Here is a 20,784-nt window from a genome sequence, read left to right as displayed (position 1 = left end):
CCCCTGAATTTTTCCCCCAATCTTTCCCCCATTCCACACCATAAAAAAAATCCCAACACACCCCCAAGCCTACACACCCCATAAATCCCCTACACACCTTAAAACTTCCCCTTAACTTTTACAGATCCACGTTTTTACGCTTTACCATTTTTACAGAAATATCTGTACAAAATGATGATACGATCACGTTTTTAAAAAACCGCCTTTAAAGACTTGTGTTCATTTTCACGTCAATCCCCTATTTTTATTTTAATCATAGAGATAAACTGGTCCATTATTTTATTGACCAGCACAAAATTTTGTGATTCAATTTTGTTTATCAAAAGGGTTCATAAGAAGCTGTTTACAACTTTTTTAAAAATATTTTGTCCCACATGCCGTGCTTTTTTAGGATGCACAATAATCGATTGAATGGCTTCACTCTCAGAAAGTTGAACATGAGAAAGTTTTTTTGATTTTCTTCTTCAACATCTACAACGATAAATTGTTCTTCTACGTCAATGTTTTTTCGTAAGGAGAAGCCTCAAAACAAAAACGCTCGTCCTTTTCTAAAACAAAGGCTTTTTAGAAAAAGAAAATATCGGAAAAGAAGATAAAAAAAAGGTCTGTCTTTTACAAACAAACCTCTACAGAAAATTACTGAAATAATTCTCTAAATTTTAAACGACTTCCTCTAAAAATACTTAAATACCTCAGAAGCACAAAAATGAATACAAAGGTTTATCTAGAACCAAGTGTAAAAAATTCAAGAATAAAAAATTTTATAGTTAATATTCCCTTAAAAAAACGCGTTTTTTACCCCTCTGCACGCGACAATCCAATGGCTTAAGACAAGCCTCTTTGAGCGAATCCTTCAACACCGTTTAAAAAGAACGCCTGCGTGAGAAAAAAACGACAAGCCAAGTCTTTTTTACAAAAGATTAATCGCAAACAAGTATAAAAGCCAAGCTCTCCATAAAAGATCACTTTGAGAAGATCAAAAATCTTGAAGGACCATAACTCCAATAAAAAAGAAGCGGATTTCTAAACATCTCCGCTTCTTTAACATGAGGAATAATTAAAAAGATTTAAGACTCTGAAGGGAACCAATTTGATAACAATTCATATCTTACAGGATCATCGGCGCATTGTCCGCCACCACATTCCAGAATAGTCGAAACCAAGTTTGCCGCAATTAAAAACACAAATAAGAAACTTGCTGTTTTACTAAAGATTGGAAAAGGAGAAAACTCTTTGAACTTGTGTGCCAATTCGCCTAAAATCATAACGAATGCAACAGCAAAGATACAAAGGACAGAAATAATGAAGGCCCAAGTATAAAAATGCAATCCAAAGAACGTTGAACCATATCCCAGATCATCAGGTGTGATATGCAAAAATACCTGCCGTGCAGCAACAGCACTGGTGACCATACAACCGATAATAACCATACCATAATGGGTATTTTTCACCCTATGGTGGATATTGAGCAAAAACCCACATCCTGCCAGCATCAATCCAACGCGTTGCAGCAAACAAAGGGGACAAGGTAACTCAAATTTTACCAATTGATAATAAAAAGCAACCACCAAGACAATGGACAATCCAATCAGTCCTAGCGTATTCATAAAGGTGACGAAATGAGGATTTTTTTGTTCAACATTTTCCATGGCTATTCTCTCAAAAAGATAAATTTAAAGTAGAAGTTGCGTGATGATTAAAGGTAAGAAGAATAACAACGAACAAAATAGCCCATAAAACATAACTTATATTTTTTTTGCCATACACCGTCGTTACTGCAGTGCCTAAAGCGATTAAAAATGGAAGAAACATAACTTTTAAATCTCCTTTCTTAATATTACGGTGTTTAATATTATCTTACTTCTGAGCGTTCAACATATTAAAAAATTAGGCAAAAAAGAGACCACGGATTTATTATTCACAATTCATACTTCACTTTCTATTGTCGTTCTATTGATGGTCTTATCGTTACATTTATGTGAAGAAATGATGCAAGAGATAATCGCCTAAAGGCGCCTTTGAACAAAAGCACTAAAGCGTTAATTATTCGCGTTCTTTATCTCATCAATTATTGAAAGATCCTATTTCCCCCCATCCCTAAACAGCAAAATAACAAACCTTTGAAAGGAAAGATACTTCCTGTTATTTTTCTCAAAACCCTCTTATTTATAACGCACTTTTGCCATAAAAATCTCTTTTTTATCATAAATAATATTTCATATTACATCATATGTTACAGTATATGGGAACGGTATTTATTTTAACAATAAAAAATGAGACATTTTGTAAAAAGCTGATAGTCTTTACAGACTTTTCCAGTAATGTATTTTTTTCTTTTTCTTCAAAGTAAACGTTGTAAACAGCTCTCTTGCTGTTGAACTTTTCCACCCTCGAACATGTTTAACAGCGAAAAGCTGAAAGAACAGTGCTTAAAGGAGTTTTAAGGAAGTATTTTTCAGCTTCGGTATGGCCCTTTTAATTTTGCCCTTTCAATCTTATTTAAAAAAGTTGTTTCTCTGTCATCAATTAACTTTGCAAAGAGACGATAAAACTCTTAAAAAAAAGAATAATAAAGAATCGCCTTGAACCTTTTGAAAAGGATGCAGAATGATGAAAAAATCATGTGATGTCGCGATTTTAATGGGGAGCCAATCGGATTGGCAAACGATGTGCCATAGTGCCGATATTTTGACGCATCTTGGCATTTCTCATAGTTCGCATATTGTCTCAGCCCACCGAACCCCTGAACGCCTTTATCAATTTGCCAAGGAAGCAAAAGCAGCAGGTTTTAAAGTTTTAATTGCCGGTGCTGGCGGGGCGGCCCATCTTCCTGGTATGCTCGCAGCGCTTACGTCCCTTCCTGTTTTTGGCGTTCCAGTGCACTCACAATCTCTTTCTGGTCAAGACTCTTTGCTTTCAATCGTGCAAATGCCAGCAGGAATACCGGTTGGCACACTAGCCATTGGCAAAGCAGGGGCAATTAATGCAGCCCTTTTAGCCGCAGCCGTTATGGCCGTTTACGACCATGATCTCGCCCAACGATTAGAAGATTGGCGTCAGCAACAAACAGCTGGTGTCGCCCTAACGCCTGTAACGGAGGTTTAAAATGACACCATCTTCCAACACGCCCGCTTCATCCAGCATCACACCCTCCAGCTCCACACCCTCCAGCTCCACGCCTTCCGATACCACTTCCTCCAACATGCTTCCTTCAGGCAGCGTTATTGGTTTAATTGGTGGTGGACAATTAGCCCGCATGCTCGCCATAGCGGCTGCGGAATTAGGATTTCGAACGGTTATTTTTTGCCCTGAAGCCGATTGTCCAGCAGCTCAAACAGCCAACAATCATATAGTTTCCTCCTATGATGACATATCAGCCTTAGATGATTTTATTGCTCAGTGTGATGTGGTCAGCTATGAATTTGAAAATCTTTCACTTCAAACGGTTCAATATGTAGAGAAGAGCAAGCCTGTTTATCCTTCTTCTAAAGCCTTAGAAATCGCCCAAGATCGGCTTTTTGAAAAACAATTTTTACGAGATCAAGGAATCAGCACTGCCTCATGGCATACTGTTGACGATTTTTCTTCTCTTGTTTCTGCTCTTGATACCTTAGACGGACGTGGTCTTTTAAAGACGCGTCGTTTTGGTTATGACGGGAAAAACCAGATCAAGCTTGATCACCCCGATGAACAAACCTATGAAGAAGCCTTAAATACTTTTCAGGGACAGCCTTGTATTTTGGAAGAAATTGTTCCTTTTTTATCGGAAATTTCGGTTCTTTCGGCGCGCACCAAACAAGGAGAGCATATTTTTTATGATTGCCCTGAAAACCAACATAAAAATGGGATTCTTCATAAGTCCTTTGTTCCCTCCCATATTCCCCTTGAGGTGCAAAAAGCCGCACAAAACATCAGCGTTACAGTGATGGATGCCCTTAATTATGTTGGTGTTCTTTGCATTGAATTTTTTGTCTTAATGGATAATCGTCTTTTAGTGAATGAATTAGCACCGCGTGTGCATAATTCTGGTCATTGGACACAAAAGGCCTGCATCACTTCACAATTTGAACAGCATATCCGTGCTATTTGTGGTCTTCCCTTAGGCAGTCCCTATCGCCATAGTGATTGCCAAATGACAAATCTTCTTGGGAATAATTTGAACTCTTTAAAATATTTTCTCACGCAAGAACGCACGTCGATCCATTTATATGGCAAAAGCACAGCTCAACCCTACCGCAAAATGGGCCATGTCATCCAATTAACAGGACCAGCCAGCAAATCTTATTCCCCCCTATAAAAAGGCTTTTGCCCCCAATGAAGACAAAAAAGACAGGCTCTCCCTTCCCACTTCAAGCCCCTTCTCCTCTCATGTCCCCACCCTAAAAAGACAAAACCACCCTTCAACAATCCAACGACGTCTCCTCCTCTCTTTTAAAACATCCCTGCATGGCTAAAAGCAATCCACCAGCCCTCCAACTTTACCTCCACCTTCCACTGCATCATTCCTCTCCCATGCTATTGCCTTTTAATTCCGACCTTTAAGGGACAAGACTTGCCTCTTGCACCCATGATAACGCTCTAACAATGGGCTTTTATTTCCTCTCGTCTCGCTTTTTTTATGTTCATTTTTTCATAAAAAGTGCCAAGTGCCCACTCCCTGCCTGACCTCTATGTCAAAGATAGACTGACAACACTAAGCTTATCCATCGGGGAAACATCCTTCCCCCTCACGAAAGCGATATTACCTATGGTAAGACCTTCCAAGGGTTTAAGCGCCCCCCTTTGCCTTATGGCAATAAAGCTTAAAACAACAGATGGAATACACGACACATTGAAAGAAAACCGTAAATTGAGTATAAACTCTAAAACAATAGCTGTTTTAAATAGCGCTCATGAATATTTATCTCCTTTGTTATATCTAGCGCCTTCGTTCTCACGCCTATAAGGTTAAGTTATTTACATTTAAGCATCTACCGGCTCTCAAGGACGAAGAATCCCTTGCCGATCTGTCAATAATCGAGCTTTCCTTCAGTCAATTCAGTTGACTTGAGCACTTCATTTTCAATGCCTTTTCACCTAATTGTTCAATCATAAAGATAATTGTACTCACGAAATAAATCGTTTATACTATATAATAAAGAATTATACATTGTTATTATAAGTAACAAAGGATATATTTATAATAATAAATCGAAGTTAACTCATATTACAATCATAAGAATACAGAAATATTCTTTCTATTTTATAAAAAATAATGTAAAAGTGAGATCTTTAACTTTAACAAGACAAAATATTCAAAAAAACTGATATCAACATGACAATACAAACACCAAACATATCAGATACATCATCAAAAGAATAAAATGATACATACTCTCAATGGGATTTAGTCCTTGATATACAAAAAGAAGTTAAGGAAACAGTAAAAGCTGGTGTTATTTCCCTGAGAGAATTTATACTCATACTCTTTATAAGTGTCTGTTTATACATTTTCCTTTCAATAATAGGCAATGCGGATAAAATTCAACTAGATGCTGCAACTGCAATAGGGCTGATATTCGTATTAATTCTGTACGGTTCGATACCCATTTCTTTGGTGCTATACATTATCGTAAAAAAGAAACTAAAAAAGGTCATAAAACAACTGGACGAAGCCGTTGCTAAGCAAGACCCAACAAGGAGAGAAAAATGACTGAAGCTATAATATTAGGGCACATTCTAGAGATTATTGGTGGTTGTGCATTCATGACATTATCCGTTTGGCTTTTTTATTCTCTCCTTAAATATCGCAAACTGTACCGTAAAGCACTTACAGGACGAGATCTAGCGATTCAAGAATGTAACAAAAGGATTGATCAATAAAAAAATCGTGCAACAGATGATTTATTAAAAAACGATCATTCTTATTTTCATATTTCTAGACGTGATTATCACTCCAATTATTTAAGGTATGAGACTCTATCGTCAGGGAACATTTAAGACTAGAGGCATAATATGGATGTGTCATATACCAAATACAAAAAACAATTCCAACGGCTCAAGCGACATGCCTCTACCCCTTTAACTCTCCCGAACAGCGCTTATTTGTTCAAAGCAGAGAAACTAAAAGCTTATTTCCACGCCTTATCCATCTTTTTCTTCAATATTTTTATCTTCAAGGAGACCATCAAGGCGCCCTTTTTGACACAGAGAGCCCCTTGACAAGAATAAAGCTTCTTGTTAAATTCTGCTCACTTTTTTGCAATTTTCACTTATTCATTGTGCTAATGAAGTGTATTGATACGTGCCTTAAGGGTGCGTTTTTATTTTTATGATCACAGTGAAAAAGTGTATCGTGTAGTGTTATGATGCAAGAATACTATGATAAGATAACATGTATGTGCCGTACATTGTTGTAATTTTTTGAGTATTGTCGTTATAATATTGTGTTATGTAAACTGTTTAAACGGTGAATAGGATGAAAATTAAAAATTCGCTTAAAGCACTCAAGGAACGCCATCGTAATAATCGTTTGGTGCGCCGTAAAGGGCGTGTTTATATCCTCAATAAAACGAACCCACGTTTTAGAGCACGCCAAGGTTAATTGTTTCAGAGTAAATGTTTTTATGCCTACTTTGTTGTAGGCAAAAAATTTTCTCTTGAGATTTTTTGAGGATATAAGTCCGTTGGTTACGAGTCCACTGTTTGATAATGTTTAGTGATTTATCTTTTGGGGGCTTGTTTTTATGTATCTTTCTATTTTAAAAGCTTTTCGATTTTTTCAAGTGCGTTTTTTTTATCTTTTTCAGCGCATTTTTTTGCTTTTTTTTATAGGCATTTTTTGTTTCATTTCTTCTGGTTATGGGCAAAGTCCTCCTTCACTTCCAGAAGATCGCCCTTCTCTACAATCGCTTTTACCGTTAGAAGATCTTATTCCCAATTCTCCTCCCTCTTCCGCATCGCCCTCTGATTCTGATTCATCAGCGATGATTCTTGAAGATTTTGACTCAAAGCAGCTTTCCCATGTTGACAGCCTTAAGCAACGCAAAGAAGCGGAAGTTTTACGTTTACTGAAAGAATTGAAATATTGTGCTGATGTTGCTCAAGCAAAAAAGATCAGTCAACAACTTCAACTTTTATGGTCCCAATCGGGGAGTGAGACGATTGATCTTTTAATGTCATGGGCTGAAAATGCGATCATCAGCGACGATTATGGACTTGCGCTTGATTATATTGATAATGTTCTTGCCCTTTTACCTAATTACGCTGAAGCTTGGGTAAGACGTGCTTGGATTCACATTCAACTGAATGATTTCAAACTTACCATGCTTGATCTCAAGCATGCTCTTGAACTTGAGCCACGCAATTACATTGCTTTTTTTGAACTTGGCGTTACCATGGAAGCGACAGAGCGCCCAAAACTTGCTCTCAAAGCTTATGAAACAGCATTAAGCATCTATCCACAAATGCAGAGGATTCAAAAACGCATTGAAGCTTTGTTAAACGAACAATCATCGCAAGCTCTTTGAATCTGTCGTCTATAAACAAGATCCTTTACACATATTTTCAGTGTACATAAAACGCACGAGCCCATCCGAGTCGAATAACCCCGCCCCCTGCTCCTTACTGAGAAAACGCCAGCACCACACCCTCCAGCCCCACACCCTCTGGCAATGTTTTTTTACAAACTCAGACAAATGATCAAAACGAAAAACCTCCTCATATGTGCCCTCACAATTGATAAAACAGCCATACACTTCACAAGGCTAAAAACGTCAAAGTTGTCTCATTTGAATCCAACAAACATCCTTTAAGAAATATTCCCCTTCAAACCTCCTCCTAACATTCCTGTAAAACATAAAAATCAAGCCTTGCCGCAAAAGAGCAAAGACAAGCGCCAATGAAAAAAGTTGTTTCATTCACCCTCACCCATCCCTCATTTTTTTTGAGTTTTTTTTACTTTGAATGAGCCGTCCATCCACCTTTCAGCGCTGTCCAATAACCATCAGCAAGAGTATAAAAATCCCTCTTGTAAAACTTTATAAAAAATAAAACATTTGAGAAGTATTTTATCTCTAGCAGAAGTTCTGAAATTGTTTTATATTAAAGGGGGTGTTCTGCACTTCTCGACAGGAAATAACGTATCCTGAGACCTTAATGATCTCCAAGGGAGCTGTCCCTGATTAGGCCCGTGGGCTTTTTCATATGGCGCCCACCTATTTATGTAGGTTCCTGGGGTCGACTTTTTCCATCGGCTGTTGTGGATCACCTTTTTTTGCATCATTTTTGCACCCATAAAATTTTCCTCCCCAAAGTGATCGTGCTCTTTTGCATGAGACGCTTCTTTCTATAAGCCTCCTTTTCTATGAAACAAAGAGTAATAGGCTCTTTGAGATCAAAATGAGGCTAGGTTTTAACATCATGAGATTTGCAACCGCTTACAAAAATACCCCCCCTATCGCCTGCATCCCTTCGCGAAGGCAGCGCAAAAGCGGCGTATCGCCTAAAAAAGGCTCTTTCAACAAAAGAGCGGTCTCTTGTTTTCACACACACGGCTTGTTTCACACGCACGACTTTTGTCCATAAAGCGGTTTACAAAATGCCAACCATGGCTAGAATATCAACTTTTTAATTAAGTGACGAGACAATGACCCAAGTTCCCCTCTGTGAAACAGCTTCATCTCTTCGCGCGCAAGCCCGCAAGAGTGGTTTATCGTGTCGTGCGGCTCTTTCAACAGAAGAGCGCGTCCTATTTTCACAGCGTGCTTGTCGCCACTTTCTTGAATACTTGGAAAAAAAAAGCACAGATTTTTCACGTCTCATTTTAGCAGGCTATTGGCCCATCAAATCGGAAATTGACCCGCGCGCACTGCTTGATGCTGTAGCATCACGCGGGGGGTGTTTAGCCTTACCAGTTGTTCTTGATTCCACCACCATGATTTTTCGGGCATTTTCAGCGCACACGACTCTCGAGCCCATGCGTTTTGGCACCGTTGGACCAAGTGCAGACAATGCCACTGTTATCCCCAATAATATTATTGTTCCACTTTCTGCGTTTGATCGTCACTGTCACCGTCTTGGTTATGGAGGGGGTTATTATGACCGCGCAGTTGAAGCCCTTGAAAAACAAGGACATCACATGGCATTATGGGGCATAGGTTTCTCGTGTCAGGAGGTTGCCTCTATTCCCGCAGCAAAACATGATCTCCAGGTTCAAGGAATTTTTACAGAAAAAGGTTTCTTAAAATATTAAAATGTGATTAAAGCGCCTATGCGGTTTTTATTTTTGGGTGACATTGTTGGTAACACAGGCTGTAGAGTCGTCTTTGAGCATCTTCCTCAACTGATTGAGAAATGGCGGCTTGATTTTGTTATCGTGAATGGTGAAAATGCCTCTGATGGTTTTGGTCTTAGCCAAGAAACATATCAAGATTTTTTAATGGCGGGTGTTGATGTTATCACCATGGGCAACCATGCATTTTCCCATAAAGAAGCCTTAGTGTATGCGCATGAGAGTGATCGTTTTTTACGTCCTGCCAATTTCTCGAAAGAGACTCCTGGAAGAGGAGCTGGTGTTTTTACAGCAAAGAATGGTGCACGTGTTCTTGTTGCCAATCTTTTGGGTCGTGTTTTTATGCCAAACAAAGTAGAAGATCCCTTTGAAACAGCGGAAAATATTCTACTTGCCTGCTCCTTGATGGAACAAGCCGATGCCATTATTTTTGACTTTCACGCAGAGACGACAAGCGAGAAGCAATGTTTTGGCCATTTTCTTGATGGTCGTGTAAGCGTTATCGTTGGTACACATACGCATATTCCCACCGCTGATGCACAAATTTTAGAAGGTGGCAGTGCTTATTTAACAGATGCTGGCATGTGTGGCGATTACAACTCATCCCTTGGAATGGATAAAGAAGAACCGTTACACCGTTTTCTTTATCAAACGAAGCAAGATCGTTTTGAACCGGCGCGTGGTCCGGCCACTCTTTGTGGTTTTGCTGTTGAGATTTCAGACCGCACCGGCTTAGCAGAAAAGGTCTCGGCGGTACGGATTGGTCCTCATTTAAAGCCTGAAGTTCCAGATTTTTGGTAAGCTTCTTTTAAACCGCGCCCCCCTCTTTTAAGGACCCCTTTGCATAGCTCAAATGCCACGCGCCCCTTTTTAAAAACTCAGCAAGCTGTGCTTTTTCACCTTATAATAAATGGGAGATCTCTCTATCATTTTCAGGCATTTTTATAAGCGAACATTCATTAAAATGAGTGAAGAACGATAACCTATAAAAGTGACCTCTTTTCCTGTGAATAAAGATAAAGGATGATACAATATCACTATATTTATAAGTACAGATCATGTTTACTTTAAAAGTCTTAATTTTGAAAAGGTTTTTTGTGAACAATAAGCCTTCTTTATTATTTATAATCTCTATTGTATGTTTATCCATCGGTGGTTTAATTTCTACGGATATTTTTTTACCTACCCTTGGAGATATGCGTCAATAGTACCAAGTGAGTGAATCTGAGATTCAAAGTGCGATGGCCATTTTTTTACTTGCCTTAGCTGTTGGACAACTGATTTATGGACCGCTTAGCGATAATTTTGGACGTAAAAAGACACTTTTGTTTGGTTTATTTTTGTGGTTTTTACCACATTGAGTATAATTTACACCGTTCATATTCAAACTTTTTTGCACTGCGTTTTTTACAAGGTCTTAGGCCGCCTGTTCAGGGATTGTTTTAAGTCGCGCTATCATTAATGATTTGATGGATAAAAAGGCTGCAGGAAAGCTTTATTTGGTTATATTTCCTTTTGTTGGAATATCACCAGCACTTAGCAAAATTAATTGGGGGAGTGTTATTGCAAGTTTTTAACTGGCAAGCCACTTTTATCTTTTTAAGCCTTTTTATATTTTCAACCATTTTGCTGTGTTATTTTGTCCTAACAGAGACTCTTCCCCTATAGCACGTCAATCTTTCACGCCTATAGGAGTCCTTAAGGGCAGTTTAAGAGTCCTTATAAATAAGCAATTTATTTTTTACGCATTGATACCATATTTTTCCTATGCAACCTATTTTGCTTACATTGTGGAATCACCTTTTTTTCTCACAGCTCTGGGCTTACCCAGTAACGATATTGGGTATAGTTACATTGGTGTTTCTTTAACCTATGTTTTAGGCAACTTGGTTGCACAAAGATTTCTTAAGCAAGAATCTATGGAACGGACCATTCGACGTGGATATATTATTTTCGTCATAGGAGGAATATTATTTGGTCTCCAAATCTATGTGAGTCTGTGACCTCTTGTCACGAGTTTAAGTGCCATTTCACTTCTAACCTTTGGCAATGGCTTTTTGTTGCCATGAGGCAACAGCGTTAGCGATTTCCTGACATCCGCAAGCAGCTGGAGCAGCATCCGGTGTTATGGGCGCTTACAATTAGGAAGCGCTGCATTAAGCGCCGCAATGATTGGAAAAATATCCGATCATAATCCGTTAGCTGTTGCCATTTTATTGGCAATCTGTTGTAGCGTGGGTTTTATCATTTATATTCGAAAAGCCAATTATTTTATCACCATAAATCAAGTCAAATAACCAAATTGGGAAAATGCTTAAAAATCTTGATATCCCGTTGCGTGATGGAAGCGTTTTTTTTCCACGAGACGACATCTTTTGAGCCACTTAAAAATCTGACAGTTACTTAAATTGAATATACTGAAATCGACCCTCGTAAAGGATCACTCAACCCCATGGCCAACCTAGCTCAAACGACTTTGTGCTCTCATGATGATCTTCAACTTTTCTACAATGCTGTTAAATGATGCTACTCGAGGATGCTAAACTTATTAGGCTTCCCCCTCCGTATAATAATATTCACCCGTCGGATATGGGGAAATTAAAGAATGTAAGGGGCCTCCCTCTTGTGATTAGTATTTTTAAATTGGCATAATTTTACAATGGAGGAAAAATCTTGCAACAAACAGAAAATCTAAAGAGCCATTCTTTTTTTCACCTATACATTAAAACTCTATCGCTTTTCTTTTAGCCTTAAATCATTTAAATATTGTGAGAGACTAAAATGTCTTTAAAGTTAGAAGAGGGACTCATAATACTCTAAAACTTAAAGCAAAAAGTGTGCGGGGAGTTTAAAGGCTATGCACTTACATCGTGTTATTCTTGGTCCTAGAAGATCCATTGGAGATAGGCAAATCTTTTGCTCTTTCCTTGAACATCTCTCGTTAAAAAGAAAATTTAAGGTTCCCGCGATGAGACCCATTATCTCTGGAACAGAGCTACATATGTTGGGGGGATTGATGAAAAAGAAAGTTCTTGTACTCGCAGGCGATGGCGTGGGACCAGAAATCTGTGGTGCAGCATTGATGGTCTTAGAGTCATTTCAATTGCCGATTGAATTCACTTATGGGGATATTGGTTTTGAATGTTGGAAAAAGACAAGAGATTCTGTTCCTCACGCAACGTGGCAAAAAATAGCTGAAAGTGACGCTGTTTTACTTGGCACTGTGACAGATCCAGAAAAAGAAGCGTCTTTAGAAGAACATACCTCACATGTAAGAGCGCAAAACCTTCCCTATATTTCTCCACTCCTTCAGCTTCGGCAAAAGTTGAGTTTATTTGCAACTATACGTCCCATAAGATATATCTTTGGTCAGAGAAAGCCTTTTCAGTTTTGTGTTATCAGCGACAAGAGTGAAGGACTCGCAGCCGGATTAGATTTTCGGGGGATCCCGTCTGAAACATCCGCTTGGTTAAAACATCCTAATTTAGAAAAATATGGTCGAAAAGAAGCAGCATGGACCGTTCGTTTACAAACACGCTTTGGTTTAGAGCGTTTATTTGAATATGCTTTTTCTTATGCACGATCCCATGAGTTTGTGCGGGTTACTTTTGCTGATAAGCCCAATGTGATGCGAGAAAATGGACAATTTGCTCAGGAAATTTTTGAAAAAATCGCGCAAAACTATCCAGAAATTGAAGCAGATATTCATCATGTTGATACGGTAGCAATGTGGATTACAACAAAGCCAGAGCAATTTGGTGTGATTGTTGCTGAAAACATGTTTGGCGATATTCTCTCTGATCTTGTCGCCGGCGTGATGGGTGGTTTAGCGCTTTCCCCTCAAGCAAATGTGGGGCACAAGATTGCCTGTTTTAACCCCGCTCATAAAAGTGCACCACACATTGCTGGATAAAATAAAGCAAATCCTTGTGCGATGTTTTATACCGCAGCTTTACTTTTAGAGCATTTAGGCTTTTACGAGGAAGCACAACAATTATCTCAAAGTGTTGATCAAGTTATTCGTAGGGGAAAAACACTCCCCTATGATCTAGGAGGAGATGCCTCCCCCCGTCACATGGCTGAAGCTGTTGGCAATCTTCCTACAAATCCTGCCTCTTTATATCGAACAGCCATTATCACCGTTGGTGATGAACTTCTTTCAGGACAATATTTGAATACGAATTTACAAGATTTAAGCCAAAGCTTGGAAAAAAGAAACATTCAAGTCACGCGTCATTTTGTTTGTGCAGATCAATTACAGCAAATCAGTGACACGATCACCTCTTGTCTTGGGCAAGAAGATCTTATCCTTATCAGTGGGGGATTAGGCCCTACCTCTGATGATAAAACACGTGATAGCGTTTTCCAAGCTGTCAGGCGGCCTTTGGTGCATCATGAAGATGTTTGGCACACAATAAAAGGCCAATTGGAACGGTTAGGAATTGCACCGGATAAGAATAACGCGCGTCAAGCTTTGTTTCCGGAAACAGCAACAGTGCTTGACAATCCTACCGGCACCGCGCCGGGATTTTATCTTTCTTGTGATGAAAGCACACTTGTTGTTTTGCCTGGTCCACCATCCCAAGCTCTTGCCCTTTTAGAAGATTATTTACAGCAAAATGCAAAGAAATATTCTACTGTATCGCGTGCGGAATATGCTTGGACATTGATTGGAATTGATGAAAGTACCATTGCGCATTGGGTTGATTGTCATTTTGCCCATGCGCCTTTTGAACGACATTTTTTATGGAAAAGCCCCTATGTTTTGGTGCAACTGGTTGGTCAATCCGCCACCCCCTTGGAACCGCATTTAATCGAAGAATTTGAAAATCATTTTCGCCCCTATTTGGTTGACAGAGAAGTCACAACAGCCTCTCAACAATTAGAAAACTATGCACAGGTGCATTGGTTGATCCATGATCCGCTGCTTTTAAAATATTTTCAGGCGACAGAAAAGCGTGCAAAAAATATTCCGCAGATTGCGGTTGAAGTAAGCCTATCCCCTTCCATCGAGATATTAGAAAAGCAGAAAGAAAGCCTTGGACATGCGACCATAACAGTACAGATGAAAGGTTATGACGATGATCATATCACTTTTCCCTATACACGACCACTTTTAGGTGTTGTCTTACAAGAATATGCTGCTTGGTCGGTTTTAAAAAGAATTTTGCAAACGGGAACAAGCCAATGAACCATGATACCCCTTTAGAAACATTGAAAAAACTGCTTGTTAGCCTTCGAATCCGTCGCCACAACAAGAACGGTTTACCCATGCTCTCTTCCCATGCGATGTGTTGCCCTCTAACCCACAGTGTTTTATCTTCCCCCCTTTTTTTATCTGCCCTCCTTTAAGGATAAAGAATAAAACTTTTATGATTTTTAAAATGAAGAATTGGAATATTTCTGTGGGGAAAACGCCACCACCCCTCTTGCCTCAGACAGAGCCTCCAGAATAAATTAGTCTGGAGTAAAAAGACTCTTTAGGCTCATGAGAAATCAATCATAAGATTGCTTTCTTTTTTAGCTTCCATGCGTGCATCATTTCCCTGACTGATTGTGCACGTCCTCGCGTTAGTATTCCGGGAGCCTGAAAGCACTGACCTCGGCTCAGCTTTTTGCTTTTAGTGTGCGGACACACCTGGACATGGCAAAAATTCCCGGAATATTGCGATACTTATAAAACAGGCTAATGTCTACGCTTGGATCATCACTTTTTGGGTTCCCTCATAAAGCCGTTTTGCACGACAAAAAAATATTCGCCTGTTCATAAAATAATTTTAAGAAATCCGCAATAAAAATTAAAAACAATTTTTGTCTCTCAGCAATCAAACACAAGACTGCCTTTTGTTGCTTAGGTTTGAGCTCTCTAAAGCTTTGCAAAAGAATGTGCTCTTTTTGGCTTGAGATCCTTTCATCACAGGCACATAAGTCATTTTCTTTTGTTGAGATATCGGCGTAAAAAAAGAAAACAGAGGTATCCAGAATATCAGCAATTTCTTGTAAACGCCCAGCGCCAACACGATTGATGCCTTTTTCATATTTTTGGATTTGTTGGAAACTGACACCTAAAAAGCGCCCTAATTCCTTTTGAGAAATTTTCAACATTTCTCTTCTCAAACGAATTCTTTTGCCTATAGAAATATCGTTAGAATGTGGATTTTTTTCTTTCACAGGTCACTCCCCCGCCGGTTGCGAGCGCCCTCGCAGAAGTATTCCGGGAGTCAAAACACTGAATCCGAGTCAGCTTTTTTTGCTTTTAGTGTGCAAACACACCTGGACATGGAAAAACTCCCGGAATCCCGAGATACCCACAAGAGTGGGTTCATTTCACGCTCGGATTTTAGGGGTTTTGAATCCCTCTTGATCGCTGCGTATACGACCAAATTCATAAGGTTTATTCATAAAGTAATTTCAGGAAACCAGCAATAAAATTTAAAGGTATGTTTCTTTTTTATAAGAACTCTCTCAAACGCTTATGCGCGCGCTCCCAAACCATAAGATAAGACCGGTATTTAGGGAAAGGACGAACAACTCTTGATCCTTGAAATCAGCCCCTCCTAAAAATACACCCAAAACATGCCCCATTCCCCACAAACAACAAATCTAATTTTCGCACAACAACGTTTTTTTCCAACCTTTCAGGATAAAGAAATCATCGCCCCTAGCGACAGTCTTCAAGATATCTTTGACAGATTTACGCCGTTATCCGTTGAATTTTGGCACCACAGCGGGTTCATTTTTCCTCTAACTTCTAAAAAACACAATCAAGATGATAAACACGATTGACGATTGTTTCGCCCCTCGCTGCCCCCCCCTTGGCTGCCCCCTCATGTAACAAGATAAAGGGGCACCAATCACAAGAGAAGCAAAAAGCCACGCCCCTCGGTTGCCATCACGGGAGCACCTTATAAATTCTCACGGAATATGAGAGACGTTGCTTATTTCGTCCATCGTGTTTTATCTGCACTCCATGAACAAGACCACTCTTTCTTAGCTTTTAAAGAATGAAGCTACTTATTTATTATAACCACCTTTTATCGGCTTTCCTATAAGCAGTTCATGTTCATTTTTTATTTGTTAAAGAAGTTACATCGCCATTTTCATCACTCCCAATGTTCAAGATTTCTGCTAAAATGAGCTATACAGTCAAATCCAGGAGGATAACAATACGGATCCCTCTCATTGGCGATACACCATTCTGTATATGAAGGAAGTTTTCGAAATTCTTCTACGGTCATATAAACAAGAACTTTTTCTTCCTGTTGATTTGCACCATATTTATTCCATGCATCAACAATAGTTTGAGGAACTTGAGCTTGACAACATCCAACCATAACGAATAGAGCGATCAATAATTTTAAAGTATATTTCATTTTCCTTTACTAATTATCAATACTATAAAAATACATAAAATATTTTATTACTATATTATTATATTAAAATAAACACTAAATATCAAGAATAATTAATATCATTTTGATATATACTTATGTAATACTTTTATAAGGAATGATAAGACAAAAAACATAAATAAGAAGATCTTCAGCCTTATAACACTGATAGCAAATCTGCTCTTCTATCTTCTCATTTTATGATAATATCCTGCTTGGATGAGATATTTTTCAATCAGAGCATTCGCACGCATACTGAAAGCTTTATATGTCATAATCCATATCATAAAAGCTTGTCATATAACATTCTAACAGTACTTGTTTGAACACACGCCTAAGCCCCGTGTCATCAGTGCCATAAACTGCGCTTGGAGATCGGTTGGAAAAGCAGGATAAGGTCCGGTTTTAATATCAACGGGCATAATTTTTGTGTTTTTTGGATTTCGCTTAACGTGAATTCCTTGAGGTTCGATTTGAATCTCAAGCCCTGTTTTTTGTAGAACCTTCAGCACTGTTGTAAGATGATTAGGGTTGGCGGCTTTAAGAAAGACATCTCCCCCTCGCCATCGCCCCTACTCTGTTCTATGGAGCTTTTCTCCAAAGCCACCTCTAATAGCACACCTAAAAATATACCTTAACGCATACCCCCAAACACCCCCCATACAGGATTGGCATGCTACTTGGGACAAGGTCACGCCGTTATGCGTTGAATTTTCGCACCACAGCGAGATAATTTTTCTTCTAATCTCTCAAAACCACGATCAAGATGATAAACACGATTGACAATTGTTTTGCCCTTTGCTGCCAATGCCGCAATCACCAGAGAAACAGAAGCCCGCAAATCGGTTGCCATCACGGGGGCACCTTGCAACTTTTCTGTTCCATAGACGGTTGCCGTTTGTCCATCGAGTTTTATCTTAGCCCCTAAACGATTAAGTTCTTGAACATGCATAAAACGATTTTCGAAAATCGTCTCCGTAATATGCGCAATTCCTTCAGAGCATGTCATCAGTGCCATAAACTGCGCTTGGAGATCGGTTGGAAAAGCAGGATAAGGTCCGGTTTTAATATCAACGGGCATAATTTTTGTGTTTTTTGGATTTCGCTTAACGTGAATTCCTTGAGGTTCGATTTGAATCTCAAGCCCTGTTTTTTGTAGAACCTTCAGCACTGTTGTAAGATGATTAGGGTTGGCGGCTTTAAGAAAGACATCTCCCCCTGCCATCGCCACAGCCATTGCATATGTTCCCGCCTCAATACGATCTGCAATGACGCGTATTCTTGTCCCTTTAAGTTTTCTTACCCCTTCAATAGTCAGCGTCGTTGTTCCTTCACCGGTTATTTGAGCCCCCATGGCGTTCAAGGTTCGAATAAGATTTGTGACTTCTGGTTCACAAGCTGCATTCTCAAGAACGGTTGTTCCCTTTGCCATTGTTGCCGCCATCAGCAGCACATGAGTTCCCCCGACCGTAACTTTAGGAAAACGGTAATGAGCCCCTTTTAATCCCTTTGGAGCTTTTGCATGAACATATCCATTCTCAATCGCAATATGAGCGTCTAAATTTTTAAGTCCTTCGAGAATAAAATCAACAGGTCTTGTTCCAATAGCACATCCTCCAGGAAGCGAAACATAAGCCTCGCAGCATCGTGCAAGCAGCGGTCCGATAACCCAAAAGCTTGCCCGCATTTTTTTCACCAATTCATAAGGTGCTCGTGTTGTGGCTATGTTTTGCGCAGTAAAATGGATTGTTCTTGAATTAACAGCATCATCATTAAGCTCTTGTCCATCAACGGCATATCCCACACCATGATTATTGAGAATACGAATAAGCAACTCAACATCGGCAAGATGGGGAATATTTTCTAGCGTAAGGGTTTCTTCTGTCAACAGTGCCGCAATCATAAGAGGCAAAGCAGCATTTTTTGCCCCTGAAATAGGAATTGTTCCTTTAAGTTCTTCCCCACCAACAATTTGAATAGAATCCATCGTGTTTTCCCTCTTTTTCTTTGCACCACCTCTTCCGAAAGTTTTTCCCCCTTTGGAAAGTTATGCCTTATTGATCGTTTTTTTAAAAACGCCTTTTAAACTATGAAAACAAATTATTGAGAAGTTTGGTTGCAAAGATGCCCTAAAAAACATTTTTTTTGCATTTTAGAGCTCTGATTGTGCTCTTTTTCGACTTTGCTCTTTTCGACGTTTTAAGTTTTGTCGCAATTGTTGTGCCAATCTTTCTTGGCGTCGTTTTGCTTTTTCATCTTGCTGATTCATTTCATCGTGCTTTTGTTTTTGATGCATTTGTGTCATTGCGCAACCTTTTGAGCCGTGTTGAGCTTCTATCCAAGCAACTCATCGCTTTAATATATAAGAGTATTAAGAATATATAAGAGTATTAAGAACACTCTGTCATGACATAAGATACGTTTTCTTGCAAGAATATACAAATGTTCTCTTGCCTATTTTCTGACAATATGGCACAAGACAGCGCAACGATTGAAAACGGCTGCGGTAGCTCAGTGGTAGAGCACTCCCTTGGTAAGGGAGAGGTCGAGAGTTCAATCCTCTCTCGCAGCACCATTTTATTGTTCTTCTCCCCCCTTTTTTCTTGCCCATTAAATATCACTCTTTTCCCTCTGCCCTCTCCATCAGCTTCATCGAATCCTCCATCCTTTAAACCATGCGCATTTCAATAGCTTCACAATCAATGGTCTCCATGACGCACTTAATTTCCCAAACGCTCTGTGAACAGCTTCTGAAATAAACAGACCTCAAAGAATAATCCCCCACCCTTTGCCCAAGCCTCTCTGTTGTGGAACAGCCCCTTATCCTTTAGCCCCCCTTATCTTTCACATTTTTATTTCTTGTTTATTTCTTGAATATTTCCCCCTCAAAGCCTCCCCCCGCTTGTCACATAAAGACAAATGATTTTACTCAATTCAAGATAAGAGCCTTTGAAGAAAAACACGCAGGCTACCGGAGCCTCTCATTGAATTTCAAGAATGAATTATTATAAACTCATTGTTTGAACACACCCCGTTGATCCCCTCAAGCCCCCCCGCCGATCATCTTCTCTTGCACAACAACAAATATATTCCGTTTAGGGCGCTGTATGTCTCCCCTATTCCCACCCTAAGATAAGCATTTGGACAACCAGCCTCCCCCTTATATTCTCTGCTTTCATCTCCCCCGCGCAATGAATAAAAACCCCACACATGCGGGGTTTTCCCTTGTACCACACCCTTTAGACACAGGATGATCTCTATCACCATTGTCATTAAACATGTTTTTGCACATATTTTCAACACAAAAGCAACACAGAGTGATTTATTCAACAGAAATCTGTTAAATATTCATGCTCATTATTAAATATTAAAAATGATAAAATTATTATCTAAAATATACGTCATAATACCTATAACGTTTTTTTCTGTAACCATATTATCGGGTTGTTCGACAGTGAGCAACCTCACTGAATACGATAGGTTTTACCAAGAACATGTCCATAAAATTACACGAGTTCAGAATATTACGCAAAATTAGAAAAAGCAAAAAAAGCAGATAGAATATTAAAAAACATATATAGAACAGACTGTGCGAATCGGCCATAATAAAAGTCCATTTTGGAGATATTTAATAACATTACCTAACAATCCTCCAGAATTTGATATTTTAAAACATTAACATCATGCTTGTTTTTTGTGAACGCTTTGCTGATTTATGGCAAGGCGATAAAAACATGCCGCCACTTGTATTTAAAGACTTTAAAAGTGAATTTGAGGCTTTTAAAAATATTGTCGTACAATATGATGGCTCTTGGAATAGTCTAACACGACATTTCTTAGAAGCAAAGTTTGAAACACAGTTTGATGATCCGATGTTTGCGTACGCAGAAGCATTTTTGGATTCCGCGAATGGCATTAGTCGCAAAGAACAAACACTTCGAACCGGGGAGCGAATAGTAAGCAATGACTTTGCTCGTTTTAAAAACACAGCAACAATGTGCACTATTTCGAGAAACGTCTCTAATGAAATAATACCCCAGAAATACGTATCACGCTAAGCCTCTCAAAGTCCCCCGCCAACACCCCCATTTTCCCCCTTGAACTTACCTTTTTACAGAACTT

General features: G+C 39.2%; 14 protein-coding genes, 1 tRNA gene, 1 other RNA gene and 3 pseudogenes. 12 read left to right on the top strand and 7 right to left on the bottom strand.

Annotated elements, in window-relative coordinates; translation table 11 throughout:
• Positions 1-1,067 precede the first annotated feature (1,067 nt).
• The gene (locus HWX04_RS06340; protein WP_175869317.1) at positions 1,068-1,649 is read right to left on the bottom strand and encodes a disulfide bond formation protein B; all 582 of its coding nucleotides are present in this window, start codon (positions 1,647-1,649) and stop codon (positions 1,068-1,070) included.
• 10 nt (positions 1,650-1,659) lie between these two features.
• Positions 1,660-1,812: a DUF5993 family protein gene (locus HWX04_RS06335; protein ID WP_175869316.1), complete on the bottom strand. Its 153-nt coding sequence runs from the start codon at positions 1,810-1,812 to the stop codon at positions 1,660-1,662.
• 795 nt (positions 1,813-2,607) lie between these two features.
• Here HWX04_RS06335 and purE point away from each other — a divergent pair.
• The 10 genes and pseudogenes from purE to HWX04_RS06285 all read left to right on the top strand — a co-directional run bounded on the left by purE (position 2,608) and on the right by HWX04_RS06285 (position 14,462).
• On the top strand, positions 2,608-3,105 hold the full coding sequence (gene purE, locus HWX04_RS06330) for a 5-(carboxyamino)imidazole ribonucleotide mutase (RefSeq protein ID WP_175869315.1): 498 nt from the start codon (positions 2,608-2,610) through the stop codon (positions 3,103-3,105).
• 1 nt (position 3,106) lies between these two features.
• The gene (locus HWX04_RS06325) at positions 3,107-4,297 is read left to right on the top strand and encodes a 5-(carboxyamino)imidazole ribonucleotide synthase (RefSeq protein ID WP_175869314.1); all 1,191 of its coding nucleotides are present in this window, start codon (positions 3,107-3,109) and stop codon (positions 4,295-4,297) included.
• A 1,391-nt stretch (positions 4,298-5,688) separates the two neighbouring features.
• Positions 5,689-5,862, top strand: a complete 174-nt coding sequence (locus HWX04_RS06320) for a hypothetical protein (RefSeq protein ID WP_175869313.1) — start codon at positions 5,689-5,691, stop codon at positions 5,860-5,862.
• A gap of 595 nt (positions 5,863-6,457) precedes the next feature.
• The gene (gene ykgO / locus HWX04_RS06315; RefSeq protein ID WP_004863016.1) at positions 6,458-6,583 is read left to right on the top strand and encodes a type B 50S ribosomal protein L36; all 126 of its coding nucleotides are present in this window, start codon (positions 6,458-6,460) and stop codon (positions 6,581-6,583) included.
• Positions 6,584-6,725: 142 nt separating this feature from the next.
• Positions 6,726-7,508 (top strand): tetratricopeptide repeat protein, encoded by a 783-nt coding sequence (locus tag HWX04_RS06310; protein ID WP_175869312.1) that lies wholly within the window; start codon positions 6,726-6,728, stop codon positions 7,506-7,508.
• A gap of 582 nt (positions 7,509-8,090) precedes the next feature.
• Positions 8,091-8,250, top strand: a non-coding RNA gene (gene ssrS / locus HWX04_RS06305) — 6S RNA.
• A gap of 376 nt (positions 8,251-8,626) precedes the next feature.
• On the top strand, positions 8,627-9,232 hold the full coding sequence (locus tag HWX04_RS06300; protein WP_175869311.1) for a 5-formyltetrahydrofolate cyclo-ligase: 606 nt from the start codon (positions 8,627-8,629) through the stop codon (positions 9,230-9,232).
• Positions 9,233-9,250: 18 nt separating this feature from the next.
• Complete coding sequence (locus tag HWX04_RS06295) at positions 9,251-10,072, top strand: TIGR00282 family metallophosphoesterase (protein WP_175869310.1); 822 nt, start codon at positions 9,251-9,253, stop codon at positions 10,070-10,072.
• 296 nt (positions 10,073-10,368) lie between these two features.
• Positions 10,369-11,568, top strand: a pseudogene (locus HWX04_RS06290) (multidrug effflux MFS transporter).
• A gap of 719 nt (positions 11,569-12,287) precedes the next feature.
• Positions 12,288-14,462 (top strand): annotated as a pseudogene (locus HWX04_RS06285) (isocitrate/isopropylmalate family dehydrogenase).
• A 533-nt stretch (positions 14,463-14,995) separates the two neighbouring features.
• On the opposite strand, the gene HWX04_RS06280 reads toward HWX04_RS06285, so the two are convergent.
• The 5 genes and pseudogenes from HWX04_RS06280 to HWX04_RS06260 form a co-directional block, all read right to left on the bottom strand.
• On the bottom strand, positions 14,996-15,442 hold the full coding sequence (locus tag HWX04_RS06280; protein ID WP_175869309.1) for a helix-turn-helix domain-containing protein: 447 nt from the start codon (positions 15,440-15,442) through the stop codon (positions 14,996-14,998).
• A 932-nt stretch (positions 15,443-16,374) separates the two neighbouring features.
• Positions 16,375-16,644, bottom strand: coding sequence for a hypothetical protein (locus tag HWX04_RS06275; protein WP_175869308.1), 270 nt, complete (start codon positions 16,642-16,644; stop codon positions 16,375-16,377).
• Between the two features lie 347 nt (positions 16,645-16,991).
• A pseudogene (locus HWX04_RS06270) lies at positions 16,992-17,222 on the bottom strand (carboxyvinyltransferase); the annotation flags it as partial.
• A gap of 131 nt (positions 17,223-17,353) precedes the next feature.
• Positions 17,354-18,649: a UDP-N-acetylglucosamine 1-carboxyvinyltransferase gene (gene murA, locus HWX04_RS06265; RefSeq protein WP_175869307.1), complete on the bottom strand. Its 1,296-nt coding sequence runs from the start codon at positions 18,647-18,649 to the stop codon at positions 17,354-17,356.
• Between the two features lie 165 nt (positions 18,650-18,814).
• Complete coding sequence (locus tag HWX04_RS06260) at positions 18,815-18,967, bottom strand: hypothetical protein (RefSeq protein ID WP_175869306.1); 153 nt, start codon at positions 18,965-18,967, stop codon at positions 18,815-18,817.
• 195 nt (positions 18,968-19,162) lie between these two features.
• Here HWX04_RS06260 and HWX04_RS06255 point away from each other — a divergent pair.
• Both HWX04_RS06255 and HWX04_RS06250 read left to right on the top strand, forming a co-directional pair.
• A tRNA-Thr gene (locus HWX04_RS06255) sits at positions 19,163-19,237 on the top strand.
• 1,159 nt (positions 19,238-20,396) lie between these two features.
• Positions 20,397-20,720: a hypothetical protein gene (locus HWX04_RS06250; protein WP_175869305.1), complete on the top strand. Its 324-nt coding sequence runs from the start codon at positions 20,397-20,399 to the stop codon at positions 20,718-20,720.
• Positions 20,721-20,784: the final 64 nt, after the last annotated feature.

Origin of the sequence: Bartonella gabonensis, from assembly GCF_903679515.1 — a bacterium.
Classification (GTDB): Bacteria; Pseudomonadota; Alphaproteobacteria; order Rhizobiales; family Rhizobiaceae; genus Bartonella; species Bartonella gabonensis.
This window is presented reverse-complemented; position numbering and strand designations above follow the sequence as displayed.

Bases quoted from the DNA above. Each gene is read 5' to 3' on its own strand.
- HWX04_RS06340 (WP_175869317.1), bottom strand. From the start codon at position 1,649: ATGGAAAATGTTGAACAAAAAAATCCTCATTTCGTCACCTTTATGAAT.
- HWX04_RS06335 (WP_175869316.1), bottom strand. From the start codon at position 1,812: ATGTTTCTTCCATTTTTAATCGCTTTAGGCACTGCAGTAACGACGGTG.
- purE (WP_175869315.1), top strand. From the start codon at position 2,608: ATGATGAAAAAATCATGTGATGTCGCGATTTTAATGGGGAGCCAATCG.
- HWX04_RS06325 (WP_175869314.1), top strand. From the start codon at position 3,107: ATGACACCATCTTCCAACACGCCCGCTTCATCCAGCATCACACCCTCC.
- HWX04_RS06320 (WP_175869313.1), top strand. From the start codon at position 5,689: ATGACTGAAGCTATAATATTAGGGCACATTCTAGAGATTATTGGTGGT.
- ykgO (WP_004863016.1), top strand. From the start codon at position 6,458: ATGAAAATTAAAAATTCGCTTAAAGCACTCAAGGAACGCCATCGTAAT.
- HWX04_RS06310 (WP_175869312.1), top strand. From the start codon at position 6,726: ATGTATCTTTCTATTTTAAAAGCTTTTCGATTTTTTCAAGTGCGTTTT.
- HWX04_RS06300 (WP_175869311.1), top strand. From the start codon at position 8,627: ATGACCCAAGTTCCCCTCTGTGAAACAGCTTCATCTCTTCGCGCGCAA.
- HWX04_RS06295 (WP_175869310.1), top strand. From the start codon at position 9,251: ATGCGGTTTTTATTTTTGGGTGACATTGTTGGTAACACAGGCTGTAGA.
- HWX04_RS06275 (WP_175869308.1), bottom strand. From the start codon at position 16,644: ATGAAATATACTTTAAAATTATTGATCGCTCTATTCGTTATGGTTGGA.
- murA (WP_175869307.1), bottom strand. From the start codon at position 18,649: ATGGATTCTATTCAAATTGTTGGTGGGGAAGAACTTAAAGGAACAATT.
- HWX04_RS06260 (WP_175869306.1), bottom strand. From the start codon at position 18,967: ATGACACAAATGCATCAAAAACAAAAGCACGATGAAATGAATCAGCAA.
- HWX04_RS06250 (WP_175869305.1), top strand. From the start codon at position 20,397: ATGCCGCCACTTGTATTTAAAGACTTTAAAAGTGAATTTGAGGCTTTT.